The sequence below is a fragment of the Candidatus Dormiibacterota bacterium genome (genome assembly GCA_035532835.1).
Lineage (GTDB): Bacteria > Vulcanimicrobiota > Vulcanimicrobiia > Vulcanimicrobiales > Vulcanimicrobiaceae > DAHUXY01.
The window spans coordinates 1-14199 of sequence record DATKQG010000101.1 but is presented as its reverse complement, the minus strand read 5'-3'; the positions used below and the strand labels follow the sequence as shown (position 1 = coordinate 14199).

Here is a 14199-nt window from a genome sequence, read left to right as displayed (position 1 = left end):
CTATGCGTTCGTGCGCGACGCCGAGCCCCAGGTTTTCGCCGCGGTACGACGCGCGATCGAGCTGCGCCGGTGGGATGCCGACGTTGCCGCGCTATGGGTCGAGCCCGACTGCAACGTTCCGTCCGGAGAATCGCTGATTCGGCAGATGCTCCACGCCGAACGGTTCTGTCGCGAGGAGCTGGGCGTGGTCCCCAGTATCGCGTGGTTGCCGGATACCTTCGGCTTCCCCAATACGTTGCCGACGTTGTTGCGGCACTGCGGCATCGCCCGTTTCGCCACTACGAAGTTGATGTGGAACGATACGACGGTCTTCGCGCACCCGCAGTTTCTTTGGCGCGGTCCGGACGGGAGCGAGGTTGCCGGCGCGCTGATCGCGTCGTACGAAGGGGGTATCGACGACGCGCGCGTTGCGGCGGCAAACGCACGCAACGAGCCGCTGGTCGTCGGATACGGCGACGGCGGAGGCGGCCCGACCGCAGCGCAAGTGGAGCAGCTCGCCGGCTTGGGCACGTGGGAGGTGTCGGCACGTTGGTTCGAACGCTTGGAGGCACGGCGAGCCGTGTTGCCGGTACACGCGGACGAGCTTTACCTCGAGTACCACCGCGGCGTTCAGACCACGCATCACGATATGAAGAGTGCGAACGCCCAGCTCGAACGCGCGTTGAACTACAGCGAGGAGCGCGCCGCGTGGTGCGTTGCGATTCACGCGCCGTCGCACCTCGTGCGGCGCTTGTGCGAGGCCATCGATGCGGTGTGGGAAATCGTGCTTCGCAATCAGTTTCACGACGTTCTGCCCGGAACGTCGATCGAAGCGGTGTACGTCGACGCGCGTGCCGAGTACGAGCGTGCGCGAGCGATTCTGCGCGATGCGGACGACCTTGCGACCGCGTGGCTTCCGCGCGCCGCCGAGCGCCGCGAGAAGCGCGGGTGGTGCGAGCCGGCCGAGCGCGGCGACGGATATGCGTTCGAAAATGCGTCGCTCCGGGCGCTCGTAACGAAGCAAGGCGCGCTGCGCGAACTTGCCGGCGCGGCCGGGAGCAACGCGATCTCGCAGGCGAACGTCTTGGCGCTGTATCGCGATCGTCCGAAGAAATGGGACGCCTGGAACATCGATGCGAATTATCGCAAACGCGTTCGAGCGGCCAAGCCGCAGGCCGCCGCAGTATGCGACGGCGGGCTCGAGATACCGTTTATGGTCGGCCGCTCGCCCGCGACGATGCGTATCGCATTGCGTCCCGACGAAGCCTTCCTGCGCGTATCGCTCGCGATCGACTGGCGGGAAAGCCACGCGCTGCTCCGCTGCGAAAACTGGTTCGCGGCGCGGGCGGACGGCGTAACGTACGGGAGCCCGCACGGGACGATTCGGCGCGGGCTCGCGCGCCGGACTCCGGCCGAACGCGCGCGATACGAAGTTCCGGGCCAACGCTTCGCCGCTCTACGCAACGACGATGGGTCGGGCGTAGCCGTGCTGGCGCTCGACACCTACGGCTGGGACGCGCAAACGCTCCCGCGGGGCGGCGTTCGCATCGGGCACTCGCTGTTGCGCGCGACGCGCTGGCCCGATCCTAGCGCCGATCGCGGGGAGCAGCGCTTCGAATGGGCATACGCGCCGCTCCAGGATGCCTCGACGAGCGCGTGCGAAGCCGTATGGGAGCGTTTTGCCGCCGAGCCTCGCGTGCGTCTTTTTACCAGCGATGATCCGGCGAGCTTGGTGGTAGCTTGCAAGCCGGCCCAGGATGGGCGAGGAATCATCGTACGCGTGCGCGAGTGCGACGGATCGCCGCGGCCTCTGCGCTTGCGGTGCGGGGCCCGGATGCGCTCCGCCGGCATCGTCGACGGCCTCGAACGCGACGCATCGGGGAGCGTAACGATCGATCATGAGACGCTGGTCGGCTCGATCGCAGCCTTCGGCTTGCTGAGCCTTCGCGTGGTATTCTAAGACCCATGGATTCGCGGACGATCTCGATCGTGCTCTTCGACCTCGACGACACGCTGCACGACGATACGCGCGCGTTCGTGAATGCGGCTCAAGAGGTGGCGGGGCAGATCGCCGCCGAGCACGGCATCGACGCGCTTGCGCTCAAAAATGCGTACGTCTCGCAAGCACATGGCTTTTGGAGTAGGCTCTCGACCGAGCATCTAGAGAATCGGCTGGGTACCGTTCGCGAGGCGTTGTGGCATGCGGCACTCAAGGACGTCGGTTTGAGCGATACCAAGCTAGCGGAGCGAAGCGCCGAACGCTACAACGCCTGCCGAAAACGGCATTTCACGCTCTTCCCGGGCGCGCTCGATCTGCTGCACGGCCTTCGTGCGAGCGGCAAGAAGTTGGGTTTGGTGACGAACGGCTTTTCGGAGACGCATCGCGAGAAGATCGAGCTTTTGCAACTCGGCCAAGCGTTCGATGCGGTCTTTATCGCGGACGAAGTTGGTATGCTCAAGCCGGACCCGTTGCTCTTCACCCACGCCTGCACGACGTTGGGAGGGCCGCCACATCACGCGGCGATGGTCGGCGACCGGTACGATCGCGATATCGTCGGCGCGCTCGCGGCCGGCCTCTACACCGTTTGGCTGAACGTTCGCGACGAGACCCTGCCGCCGGGCGTTCGACCGCCGAACGCCGTTTGCCGGAACATCTCCGAAGTTGGCCCGCTGCTAGAGGCGGCCTCGCGCTAGAGCAAGAAGCGACCGCGTACCATGACGCAGAGTGCCCGCGACCTCGAAAGCACCTTCGGACGGGCATTGCAATTGCTCGTTCGCAATTGGTTCATTATCATTCCCGGACTCGTGCTTGCGATCGTCGGTGCCGCTCTGAGTTACGCTATCGTCGCGCTATTCGTCGGTTCGTATGCGGTCAGCGGCGACGGCAGCGCCGATGCGGCGGCGATCCCGTCGTTGATCAGCGCGATCTTGACGCTGGTGATGGGCATTCTCATCGCGATCCTGCAACTCGCATTCGTCACCGGGATGGCGGGCGGTTCGTGGGAGCATGGCAAGGCGAGTTTTCGCGATGGCTGGGCGGCCTTTAGCCACCGCAGCATTCAAACGTTCATCGCGCTGCTCGTCCTGTTCGTCATCGGTTTCTGCGCGACCGCGCTCATCGTGCCGACGTTCTACCTCTCGCTCGTCGCATACGTGATCTTTTTCGTCTATACGATGGCTTCGGTCATCATCGGGCGCAACGAAGCGATTGCCGGGCTCGCGGAGTCGTGCCGCATGGCACTGGCGAATTTTCTCCCGACCTTGGCCGTCGTCGCCCTGATCTTCGCCATCTCGTGGCTCGGGGCACGGATTGGGGACTTGATCGGCCAGGCGAATCCCCTGCTCGGTTCGATCGCGGCGGCCGTATTGCAGCAAGCGATCGTCGCCTATGCGGCGCTGGTGATCGTGGGCGAATACCTCAAGCTTCGCGCCACGCCCGACGCCTAGGATGTTCGGCGCACGCGCATCTTACCCGGCGCGGACCGGGTCTTAGGAAGTTCCATGCCAAAAGGTCTCGACTCGATCGTTATTAAGGGCGCGCGCGAGCACAACCTCAAGAATATCGATCTCACCCTACCGCGCAACCAACTCATCGTCGTCACCGGCCTCTCCGGGTCCGGAAAATCGTCGCTGGCGTTCGATACGATCTATGCCGAAGGGCAGCGGCGCTACGTCGAATCGCTGTCTTCGTACGCGCGGCAGTTCTTGGGGCAGATGGAGAAGCCGGACGTCGATTATATCGAAGGCCTCTCTCCGGCCATCTCGATCGACCAGAAGTCGACGTCGCGCAACCCGCGTTCGACCGTCGGCACCGTCACCGAAGTCTACGACTATCTGCGCCTGCTCTTCGCGCGCATCGGTACGCCGCATTGCTATAGTTGCGGGCGCGAGATCAGTTCGCAATCGAGCGAGCAGATCGTCGACGCAATCCTGGACCTGCCGGAAGGCGCTCGCATCCAGGTCTTAGCTCCGCTCGTGCGCGGACGCAAGGGCGAATACGCGAAACTTTTCGAGGAGGTCGCGAAAGAGGGTTTCGCCCGCGTACGCGTCGACGGCGAAACCAAAGAGCTTCGCGACAAAATCGTTCTCGACAAGAAGCGCAAGCACACGATCGAGGTCGTAGTCGATCGTTTGGTCATGAAGCCGGACGTGCGCAAGCGCCTGACGGATTCGGTCGAAACCACGCTGCGTCTGTCCACCGGCATCGTCACGGTCCTCGTCGAGGAGCCCGGCAAAAAAAGCGAACCCCGCGAACTGACCTTCAGCGAATCGTTCGCGTGCGTCTATTGCGGCCTCTCGTTCGAAGAGCTGGCGCCGCGGCTGTTTTCGTTCAACTCGCCGTACGGCGCGTGCCCGTCCTGCAGCGGATTAGGCGAGAAGATCGAGATCGATCCGTGGAAGGTGATTCCCGATCGGAGCAAATCGATCGCGAACGGTGCGATCGTCCCGTGGAGTAAGAGTTTGGGGAGCGGGCGCTTCCCTTCGATGAATCCCTACTACCTGCAGCAGCTCGAACGCGTGCTGCGAAAATACAAAGCGCGTATGACCACCCCGATCGAGGACCTTTCGGATGAGGTGCTCGACGTGATTCTCTACGGCACCGATCGCGAGCAGGCGTTCGAATACACTTCGAAGGCCGGCAAATCGTGGGAGTATCGCTCGACGTTCGAGGGCGTCGTCAACAACCTGCAGCGCCGCTATGCCGAGACTTCCAGCGACTACGTCAAGGAAGACATCGAGAAATATATGTCGGCCTCGACCTGCCCTACCTGCAAAGGCGCGCGGCTCAAGCCCGAGGCGCTCGCGGTAACGATCGGCGGCATGAACATCGACGCGGTGACGCGCATGTCGATCGAGAACGGCGAGGCGTTCTTTCGCGAACTGCGTCTGACCGAACGGCAGGAGAAGATCGCGCATCAGATCGTCAAGGAAATTCGCGCGCGCATCGGCTTTCTCGCTAACGTGGGATTGAATTACCTAACGCTCGCGCGTTCCGCGACGACGCTTTCGGGGGGCGAGTCGCAGCGCATTCGGCTAGCCACGCAGATCGGCAGCGCGCTCGTCGGCGTGCTCTATATTCTGGACGAACCGTCGATCGGATTGCATCAGCGCGACAACGATCGTCTGCTGGCAACGCTGAAAACGCTACGCGACCTGGGCAACACGCTGATCGTCATCGAGCACGATGAGGATACGATGCGCACGGCCGACGTCGTCGTCGATATCGGCCCGGGAGCGGGAGCCGAAGGCGGGGAGATTCTCACCGTCGGCACGCTCGACGAGGTGTTAAAACATCCCCTCTCGGAGACGGGCGCATATCTTTCGGGGCGTAAGTTCATTCCGATTCCAAAGACGCGCCGTAAGGCTCGCGGGTGGCTTGAAGTGCGCAAGGCCACGGTCAACAATCTCTCCGGCATCGACGTGAAATTTCCGATCGGCGTCTTCACCGCGGTAACCGGGGTGAGCGGCAGCGGTAAATCCACGTTGGTCAATCAGGTGTTGGTGAGGGCGCTCAATCAACATCTGCACGGGCAACCCGCCGGTGGAACCTACGGCACGGTAAAAGGGGCCGACCAACTCGATAAAATGGTGGTCATCGATCAGTCTCCGATCGGCCGCACGCCGCGGAGCAATCCGGCCACCTACACCGGCACGTTCGACCACATCCGCGAACTTTTTTCGCTCGTGCCCGAATCGAAGATGCGTGGTTACGCGCCCGGACGCTTCTCGTTTAACGTCAAGGGCGGGCGCTGCGAAGCGTGCGAGGGCGACGGCATCATCAAAATCGAGATGCACTTTCTCCCCGACGTCTACGTTCCGTGCGAAGTCTGCAAAGGCAGGCGTTACAACGCGCAGACGCTCGAAGTAAAGTACAAGGGCAAGACGATCTCCGACATTCTCGAGATGCGCGTAGACGAAGCCAACGCGTTCTTCTCGGCGATTCCGCGCATTCACAATAAACTGCGGACGATTTGCGAAGTCGGGCTGGGCTACATCAAGATGGGGCAGCCGGCCACGACCCTTTCCGGTGGCGAAGCGCAGCGCGTCAAGCTGGCGACCGAGCTCTCGCGCCGTTCGACCGGCCGGACGTTCTACGTGCTCGACGAGCCGACGACGGGTTTGCACTTCGCCGATATCCACAAGCTGCTCGACGTGCTCCAAAAGCTGGTGCAGACCGGAAACAGCGTACTCGTGATCGAGCATAATCTGGACGTCATCAAGACGGCCGATTATTTGATCGACATGGGGCCCGAAGGCGGCGATAAAGGCGGTACGATCGTCGGCACCGGAACGCCCGAGGAATTGGCCAAAAATCAAGCCTCGTATACCGGGGCATACATCAAGCCCGTGCTCGTGGACGGGCGTTCGCTGGGCCATAATGCCCCCGACGTAACGGAGATGGCGCGCCTCGAAAGCGAGAACTTTGCGGTTCTTGACGATCTCGCGAAGGGTGAACGCGTTGCCGTCGAAGCGTAGTTGGCGCTGATGGCAACTTTCTCGATTGCAATGTTGGTCTGTTCGGACCTCACCCGTTCCTGCGATTTCTATCGCGACGTGTTGGGTTTACGCGTGCTAACCGACAAACGCCCGCATTGGATCGAATTCGAACTCGCCAAGGGCTCCTCGCTCGGCCTGCACCCGAAATCGGAGTTGTTGGCGGTCCGCCCGGGGTCGTTGCAGCTGGGCTTTACGGTTAAAAACGTCGATCGATTCGTGGCCGATTGTGCGGTACTCGGCGTCCCGATCTTCCAGGACCCCTACGACGAGTCGTTCGGCCGCGTCGCGGTGATTTCGGATCCGGATGGCTATCCGATTCAGGTCGGCTCGCCGAAGCGCGGATAGATGAGCGCGCGGGCTCGCGCGCAGCAGTTGCGCGCCCTTCTTGACGAAGCCAACTATCGCTACTACACGCTCGACAGCCCGACGTTAACCGACGCCGAGTACGACGAGTTCCTCAGAGAACTGATCGCTCTCGAATCCACCGAACCATCGTTGCGCACGGCGGATTCGCCGACGCAACGGATCGGGGCGCCGCCTTCCGAACGGTTCGCGCCGTATCAACATTCCGCGGCAATGCTGAGTTTAGCGAACGCCTTCAGCGCAGACGAACTGCGCGCGTTCGACGAACGCGTCGTAAAGCTCGCAGGCCGACCGGTCGAATATATCTGCGAATTGAAAATCGACGGCCTCGCGATCGCGCTCGACTATCGCGACGGTCTCTTCGTTCGCGGCGGCACCCGCGGAGACGGCCGCGTCGGTGAAGACGTCACACCCAACCTGCGCACGATCAAAACGATCCCCCTGCGATTGCACGAGCCGTTGACCGCACTCGAAGTACGCGGGGAAGTGTTTTTGCGAAAGGCCGATTTCATTCGGCTCAATCAAGCGCGCGAACGCGACGGCCTCGAACAGTTTGCCAATCCTCGCAACGCCGCCGCGGGCGGCGTGCGGCAACTCGACTCGCGATTCACGGCGGCACGCCGCCTCTCGTTTTTTGCCTACCAAGCGATCTGGCGCGATGTCAAAGACGCTCCGAGCGGCCAGTGGGACGCGCTGCACCGCCTGCACGAATTGGGCTTTGCCATCAATCCGTACGTCGAACGCGCTGCGACGATTGCGGAGGTGATCGCGATCTGCGAGCGATGGGAACTCGAACGCGATACGCTCGACTACGAAATCGACGGCGTGGTGGTCAAGGTTGACGATCTCGCGACGCAGGATGCGCTGGGAAGCGTCGCGCGCGATCCGCGATGGGCGGTGGCGTTCAAGTTCAAACCGCGTGAAGCGCAGACGAAATTGCTCGATATCACGATCAGCGTCGGCCGCACCGGTACCCTCAACCCGAACGCCGTGCTCGAGCCCGTGCGAATCGGCGGGGTGGTGGTGAGGAGCGCGACGCTTCACAACGCGCAGTACATCGCGAGCAACGACATTCGCATCGGCGACACGGTCGTGGTGACGCGTGCCGGCGACGTGATTCCGCGCGTCGTGCGCCCGATCGTCGCGCTGCGCACGGGCGCGGAGCGCGTTTTCGCGATGCCCGATCGTTGCCCCGTGTGCGGGTTCGCGATCGATCACCCGGAGGGCGAAGCGATGTCGCGCTGCACGAACGCAACGTGCCCCGCACAGGTTTTCGAACGGGTGCTGCATTTCGCGTCGCGCGGAGCCATGGATATCGAAGGCCTGGGCGAGGTGCTGGCGGAGCAATTGACCGAGCTCGGGCTCGTGCACGACGTCAGCGATATTTACCATTTGAGCGCCCAAGCGCTCGAACGCGTCCCGCGGTTGGGGCCCAAGAGCGTGCAAAACCTCATGCGCGCGATCGAAGATTCTAAGCAGCGCGGCCTCACCCGGCTACTGGTGGGCCTGGGCATCCGTTTTGTCGGCGAGCAAACCGCGGCGATCCTCGCGTTGGACTTCGGTTCCATCGATGCGATCGCGCAGTCTTCGACCGAGGCGCTACAACGCTGCGAGGGGATCGGCCCGGAGGTTGCGGGCAGCGTGGTGCTGTTCTTCGCGCAGGCGCCGAATCGCGCGATGGTCGAGCGTTTGCGCGAGGCCGGCATCGTGATGCACGGCCCCGTCGGCCGGCGCGCGAACGACGGGGCCCTTGCGGGAAAGACGTTCGTCCTGACGGGGACGCTGCCGACGATGACGCGAGAAGAGGCAACCGAGGCGATCGAAGCGCTCGGCGGCAAAGTGACCGGTTCGGTGAGCAAAAAAACGCACTACGTCGTAGCGGGCGAAGCCGCGGGCAGCAAGCTTACCAAAGCCGAGCAACTCGGCATTCCGATTCTCGATGAAGAAGCGCTGCGCGCGATGCTCGCGTCCCGGCCATAGCCGCGGCGCTAGAAAAGCCGCGTCAGGCCGTTGGGCTCGAGCTCGTTCGGGAGCGCATCGGCGAGCGCTTCGGGAAGGTCGCCGGCTAGCGTTCCGACCGGGCGACGCCGTTCGCAGACTTGGCCCGCGAGCCCATGCCAGTATGCGCCGCAGCGCGCGGCATCGAGCGGCGAGAGGCCCTGCGAGAGCAGGCTCGCGATGATGCCGGTGAGCACGTCGCCGCTCCCGGCGGTGGCGAGCGCATTCGTACCCGTAACGTTGACGTGCATGGTGGTACCGTCGTAGATCAGCGTATCGCGACCTTTGAGGAGGGTCGTGATACCCGTGCGATCGACGAACTCGCGCAGGCGCGCGACGCGCTGCCCCGGAGCGATGGTACCCAGGCCGGACAAACGCGCGAATTCGCCCTCGTGTGGCGTAACGACGATGCGCTTTCCCCGTGCGATATCCAGATGCTTCGCGAGATGAAAGAGCGCGCTCGCGTCGGCGACGATCGGTAGCGTCGCGCGTTCGATGATGCCGCACACGATTTCACCCGCGCGTTCGTTTAATGCTAGGCCCGGCCCGATCGCGATCGCGCTGCTTCGCTTCGCTATGTCGAGCAGGTCTTCGACGACTTGCTTGGGGCCGTCGTCGCCGGAGATGCCGACGACGACCGTCTCGAGAAGATGGGTGCGAACCACCGGCGCCGCCGCGGCCGCCGTCGCCAGCGTAACGTAGCCCGAACCGGCGCGCCCGGCCGCCCGCGATGCGAGCGCGGCGGCGCCCGGAAACTGTTCGGAACCGGCGATGACGAGCGGTGCTCCGGCGGCGCGCTTGTCGCCGCATGCGGAGCGCTTTGGAAGCAGCGCGAGGAACGCGCGATCGTCCAACGCCGCGTACGCATGCGCGTAGCTAGCGAGGATACTCGGCGCGATACCGATATCGGCGACGTAGAGTTCGCCCACGCGTTCGCGCCCGGCTTCGACCAGCAATCCCGGCTTCGCCGCTGCGAGCGCGATCGTAAACGAGGCGCGCACCGCGCGTTCGGCGACCGCGCCGGTGTCGGCATCGATGCCGCTGGGAATATCGATGGCGAGCACCGTTCGCTCGCGCGCATCGAGCACGTCGAGCGCCGCTGCGTAGCTTGCATCGATCGGCAAGCGCGCCCCGGTGCCGAAGAGCGCGTCGATCGCGAGCGCCGCTCCGTCTACGGCAGCGAGCGCTTCGGCGGGCGTTTGTGGAAACGGCTGCGTCGCGACGCCTGCATCGCGCGCGCGTTCTTGCGCGGCGATCCGGGCGGGCGACGGCTGCGGGCTCGCCGCAGCATAGACGATGCGCTGGTAACGGGCGTCCAACTCGGCAAGCGCGGCAAAGCCGTCGCCGCCGTTGTTGCCGGGCCCCGCGAATGCAACGATACGTCCGCCCTCGGGCCGGCGCGCGCGAACAAAGGCCGCAATCCGGATGCCGGCGGCCTTCATGAGTGCGTCTGCGCCCATCGTCGCGCACGCCTGCGTATCGGCGGCGCGCATACCGGCGGAATCGAGGACGTACGTCATCGTTCGAGGATGACGACGGCTGCCGCCGTCGCTTCCGTGTGCGTGATCGTCAGGTGAATCGAGGCGACGTCGCGTTGGACGAGCAAGCGTTCGGCCTTACCGAAGAGATGAATGATCGGCTTGCCGCTCGATTCGTGGCCGACCCCGACCCACCGCCACGGGATCGCGTGGCCGAAGGCTTTCCGCGTCGCCTCTTTTGCCGCAAAGAAGCCCGCCAGCCGTTCGGGCCAGTTCCGTTTGCTGCGCGCGTAGGCCATTTCTTCATCCGTATAAACTTTGCGTGCGAACCATGCAAGTGCGCGCTCGTCGAACCGGTAACGCTCGACTTCCGCCAGGTCGATCCCGATGCCGACGATCATGTTTCCGGCTTTCGTAGCGGTTAACAAGTTTTCCGGCCTGGCGGGGCGAAGCAGGGCTAGAGATGGAGTCGAGGGTTCGCATCGTTCCGATCAACGCAATGGATGGCGGTTTTCTCGACCGTCTCGCACTCTGCTTGGAGGAGCGCTTTCTCGCGTCCGCACGCGTGGAGCGCACGCTGGTGGTTCCGCGAAGCGCGCTGAACGCAACCCGCCGGCAACTCTTTCTCTCCACCATCGTCTCGAAGGTACGTCGCGCCCATCCAGAAGAAGCCGGCGTGCTGCTCGCCATCACCGATTTCGATGTCTACAAGACGTCGCATCGTTTTATTTTCGGCGATGCCGACGAGGCGCAAGGCGTCGCGGTCGTTTCGCTCCATCGGCTCCGCTCGGAGTTCTACGGCGAGGAACCCGACGAGAACATGCTCTTTCAGCGGGCGCTCAAAGAGTGCGTGCACGAACTAGGGCATGCGTTCGGCTTGAAGCATTGCTTCAATGCCCGCTGCGCGATGTACTACTCCAACTCGATCTTCGAGACCGATAACAAAATGCCGTATTTTTGCGAAACGTGCGATAAGCGCATGAGCCGCGCCCGGAACGAGCGCTCGTAGCGGCACTCCCTCGGGCGCAGATAACGGCTCCCAGCTAAACCGGGGACCCCTAACGGCCGTTACAACGGATATAGGGAGAGCGCGCGTTGAAGTCTCGCAGAGGGGCTTCGGTAACCGCTTCTCTTGGGCTTTGGGGTGGTGCGGCTCTTGTTCGTCGTGATAAAGGGAGTACTGTGATCTACGCCTTCTTCGCGGGGTTGCGGACGCGGCTTTCGGCCCCGGCCCGCATCTTCATTGCTGCGATGGCTGCTGCCGTGTGCTTCGGCCTGGCATGGTACGGTACGCCGGTCTCGATAGAGATTCTGCTGCTGGCGGTCGTTGCGGTGGCCGCGGCGCTGGTGGGCTTCCCGCTCGGTGCGGTGCTGGCGCTCGTGGTCGGAGCCATCGATTTTACGGTTCGGCGAGCGCATCACAGCCACGAGGCGCTCTCGAGCGCGATACTGCTCGCGGCGAGCGGGGCGATCGTGAGCGCGCTCTTCTTGGGCGAGTCCTCGGATGGCGAGACGCGGGCGGAACCCGAGGCCGCCCAGCGCGCATTTACGGGATTCGGCCGGGTCGCGCTCCCGCGCGGCGCCGACGCGAGCGCGACGATGCACGCGAGCCTCGCGTCGCTGGCTTCGGGCGTCCGCGACGTCTCGCAAGGCGATTTCACGAAAAACATCGCGGTAAGCGATGCGGCCCTTCAAGACTTGGCCATCGCCCTGAACAAATTGATCTTCGGGATGCGCGATTTTCTCCGGCAACTGCACAAGAACGCCGACAATTTGGGCGTCGCGGGTGAGGACCTCCGTTCGACCGCTTCAACCGCGCTGGCGGTGATCGAGGGCGCTTCGGTCGCGCAGGGCCAGCTCGACGAAGGCATTCAGGAGCAGTCGCGGATCGTCGAAGAAGCCACGATTCGCGTCCTCGCGCTGACCGAAGCGATCGCCACCATCGCGGCTTCGGCCGAGGAGCAGACGCGCAGCCTCGACGAAACGGCGCTGGCCGTCTCCAATATGGCCAGTTCGATCGAAGAAGTGACCGCGCAGGTCGATTCGCTTTCGTCGATTTCGACCGAAACCTCTCGCATTGCCGCGCGCGGCGATACGGCGATCGGCACGATCGTAGACGGCATGCACACGATTCGCACCACGATCGACGATCTCGGCAACGACATCGAACAGCTCGGCAGCAATTCCGAGCAGATCGGCGACATCGTTAAGGTGATCGATCGGATCGCGGAGCAGACGAACCTGCTGGCGCTCAATGCGGCGATCGAAGCCGCGCGCGCCGGCGAACACGGCCGCGGCTTCGCCGTCGTCGCGAGCGAGATTCGCAAGCTTGCGGATAGCAGCGTTTCGGCCACCAAGGAGATTGCCAGCCACATCACCTCGACGCAGGGCGTCATCGGCGAGGTCGTCGAGGCGATGTCGCGCTTGACCGCGCGCGTGGAAGATAGCGTCGGCAGTACCAACTCGGCGTCCGGCGCGTTGCAAGAGATCGTTTCGGCGGTGCTCGCGTCCAACCAGCAAATTGGAGAAATCAGCGCCGTGACGCGCGCGATGAGCGCTAACTCTTATCAGGTCATCCGTTCGATCGAGGAGATCACGAAATCGGTCTCCCTCAATCTTCAGGCAACCCAACAGATGACGCGTCAATCCGACGACGTGAATAAAGCGTTCTCCGACATCTCGTCGATTTCGCAGCAGAACGCCTCGTCCGTCGAAGTGCTCACATACGTGAACAAGGAAGTCACCGATGCCGCGCAACGCATGCTCACGTCGGTGGAAGAGATGAACGAGCTCGCCGGGCAGATCGATACGCGCCTGGGACAATTCAAAATTAGCGATTCCCGTTCAGAGGAAGGTACCACCGTATGAGCCTACGCGTCCGCCTCTTGGGCACGATCATCGGAGCGATCGTGCTGTTTTTTTTGATCAGCGTCATCGCGGCACGCTTGGTGCTTCAGCGGGATTTACTGGATCTTGGGAAGACCGAAGTGACCAACGGCGCGGGCGCCTTTGGCGGATATTGGGACTCGCGCAAGGACCAGATCAAGCTGCTGGTTTCGCAGGATGCGGTCTCCGATAGCTTGCGCAAGATTCTTCAAGCGAAGAACGTGGGCGCGATGCAGGATCAATTAGCAAATATCGCGCGCACGTCGGGGCTTTCGTTCTTAACGATCGTGGACGACAACGGCAAAGTGATCGCTCGCGCGAACGGGCCGCAGCCGGGAACGCTCGCGCAGAATACATTGATTCAGCGTGCGCTCACCGGCGAAACGGTGAGCACCGCGACGCTGCTCGGGCCGGCGGTTCTCACCGGCGAGGGTTTGGCGCTCCAGGCGCAAGCCGATATCAAGGGGCCCGACGGCAAGACCGTCGCGCAGGCCAACCAAGGCCTCGCGCTCGTGGCCGCGGCGCCCATCAGCGACCAAAACGAGCGGACCATCGGTGCGATTTACGGTGGTATCCTGCTCAATCACTACTACGATTTGGTCGATCAGGCAACGCGCGCGCTCGGCGGATCGGCGGCCTTGTTGGACGGCGATGCGATCGCTGCGAGCACGATCGCGCAACCGGACGGTACGCGCACCGTTGACGTGCAGGTTCCGGTTGCGGACTCGGTTCTAAAAACGGGCCAGCCTTATACCGGATCCGATACCGAAGGCGGCACCGAGTACCTGGTCCACGTCGATCCGATTCAAAACGATCAGAATCAAACCATCGGCGCGCGGTGGTACGGCATCCCGATGACGCAGATCACCGGCATCATCAACCACACGACGCAGACGCTCGTGCTGTGGGGATTGCTGGCGATGCTCATCGCGCTCGCGCTCGCTATTCCGATCGTCCAAGCGCTCTCGAACACGCTGGCAAAGCGCAGCCAGCAGGT

At 63.3% G+C, this 14199-nt stretch carries 11 protein-coding genes; 9 read left to right on the top strand and 2 right to left on the bottom strand.

The genetic code is table 11. The annotated features are described in order from the left end of the window. From VMW12_13040 to ligA, 6 genes are all read left to right on the top strand, one after another. A partial coding sequence (locus VMW12_13040; GenBank protein HUZ50645.1) for a glycoside hydrolase family 38 C-terminal domain-containing protein occupies window positions 1-1939 on the top strand: 1939 nt, incomplete at its 5' end. Window positions 1940-1944: 5 nt separating this feature from the next. Further along, complete coding sequence (locus VMW12_13035; GenBank protein HUZ50644.1) at window positions 1945-2673, top strand: HAD-IA family hydrolase; 729 nt, start codon at window positions 1945-1947, stop codon at window positions 2671-2673. Window positions 2674-2694: 21 nt separating this feature from the next. Beyond that, window positions 2695-3426, top strand: a complete 732-nt coding sequence (locus VMW12_13030) for a hypothetical protein (GenBank protein ID HUZ50643.1) — start codon at window positions 2695-2697, stop codon at window positions 3424-3426. 54 nt (window positions 3427-3480) lie between these two features. Further along, the gene (gene uvrA / locus VMW12_13025; protein HUZ50642.1) at window positions 3481-6456 is read left to right on the top strand and encodes an excinuclease ABC subunit UvrA; all 2976 of its coding nucleotides are present in this window, start codon (window positions 3481-3483) and stop codon (window positions 6454-6456) included. 9 nt (window positions 6457-6465) lie between these two features. Next, complete coding sequence (locus VMW12_13020) at window positions 6466-6822, top strand: VOC family protein (protein HUZ50641.1); 357 nt, start codon at window positions 6466-6468, stop codon at window positions 6820-6822. Beyond that, complete coding sequence (ligA, locus tag VMW12_13015; GenBank protein ID HUZ50640.1) at window positions 6823-8820, top strand: NAD-dependent DNA ligase LigA; 1998 nt, start codon at window positions 6823-6825, stop codon at window positions 8818-8820. It abuts the gene before it with no gap. Window positions 8821-8828: 8 nt separating this feature from the next. Here ligA and VMW12_13010 read toward each other — a convergent pair whose 3' ends face one another. Continuing rightward, the gene (locus VMW12_13010; GenBank protein HUZ50639.1) at window positions 8829-10358 is read right to left on the bottom strand and encodes an NAD(P)H-hydrate dehydratase; all 1530 of its coding nucleotides are present in this window, start codon (window positions 10356-10358) and stop codon (window positions 8829-8831) included. Then, window positions 10355-10717: a holo-ACP synthase gene (acpS, locus tag VMW12_13005; GenBank protein HUZ50638.1), complete on the bottom strand. Its 363-nt coding sequence runs from the start codon at window positions 10715-10717 to the stop codon at window positions 10355-10357. The genes VMW12_13010 and acpS overlap by 4 nt, the downstream gene beginning before the upstream one ends. A 62-nt stretch (window positions 10718-10779) precedes the next feature. Between acpS and VMW12_13000 the strand changes: the two genes are divergently transcribed. The 3 genes from VMW12_13000 to VMW12_12990 all read left to right on the top strand — a co-directional run. Next, a complete protein-coding gene (locus VMW12_13000; protein ID HUZ50637.1) occupies window positions 10780-11325 on the top strand; it encodes an archaemetzincin family Zn-dependent metalloprotease in 546 nt (181 codons plus the stop codon). 173 nt (window positions 11326-11498) lie between these two features. Next, entirely contained in the window at window positions 11499-13184 is a 1686-nt protein-coding gene (locus VMW12_12995; protein HUZ50636.1) for a methyl-accepting chemotaxis protein, read from the top strand. Continuing rightward, the coding region (locus VMW12_12990; protein ID HUZ50635.1) for a cache domain-containing protein at window positions 13181-14199 on the top strand (1019 nt) is incomplete at its 3' end. The genes VMW12_12995 and VMW12_12990, both read left to right, overlap by 4 nt.

Coding starts and splice junctions, on each gene's coding strand:
- VMW12_13035 (HUZ50644.1), top strand. CDS start 1,945: ATGGATTCGCGGACGATCTCGATCGTGCTCTTCGACCTCGACGACACG.
- VMW12_13030 (HUZ50643.1), top strand. CDS start 2,695: ATGACGCAGAGTGCCCGCGACCTCGAAAGCACCTTCGGACGGGCATTG.
- uvrA (HUZ50642.1), top strand. CDS start 3,481: ATGCCAAAAGGTCTCGACTCGATCGTTATTAAGGGCGCGCGCGAGCAC.
- VMW12_13020 (HUZ50641.1), top strand. CDS start 6,466: ATGGCAACTTTCTCGATTGCAATGTTGGTCTGTTCGGACCTCACCCGT.
- ligA (HUZ50640.1), top strand. CDS start 6,823: ATGAGCGCGCGGGCTCGCGCGCAGCAGTTGCGCGCCCTTCTTGACGAA.
- VMW12_13010 (HUZ50639.1), bottom strand. CDS start 10,358: ATGACGTACGTCCTCGATTCCGCCGGTATGCGCGCCGCCGATACGCAG.
- acpS (HUZ50638.1), bottom strand. CDS start 10,717: ATGATCGTCGGCATCGGGATCGACCTGGCGGAAGTCGAGCGTTACCGG.
- VMW12_13000 (HUZ50637.1), top strand. CDS start 10,780: ATGGAGTCGAGGGTTCGCATCGTTCCGATCAACGCAATGGATGGCGGT.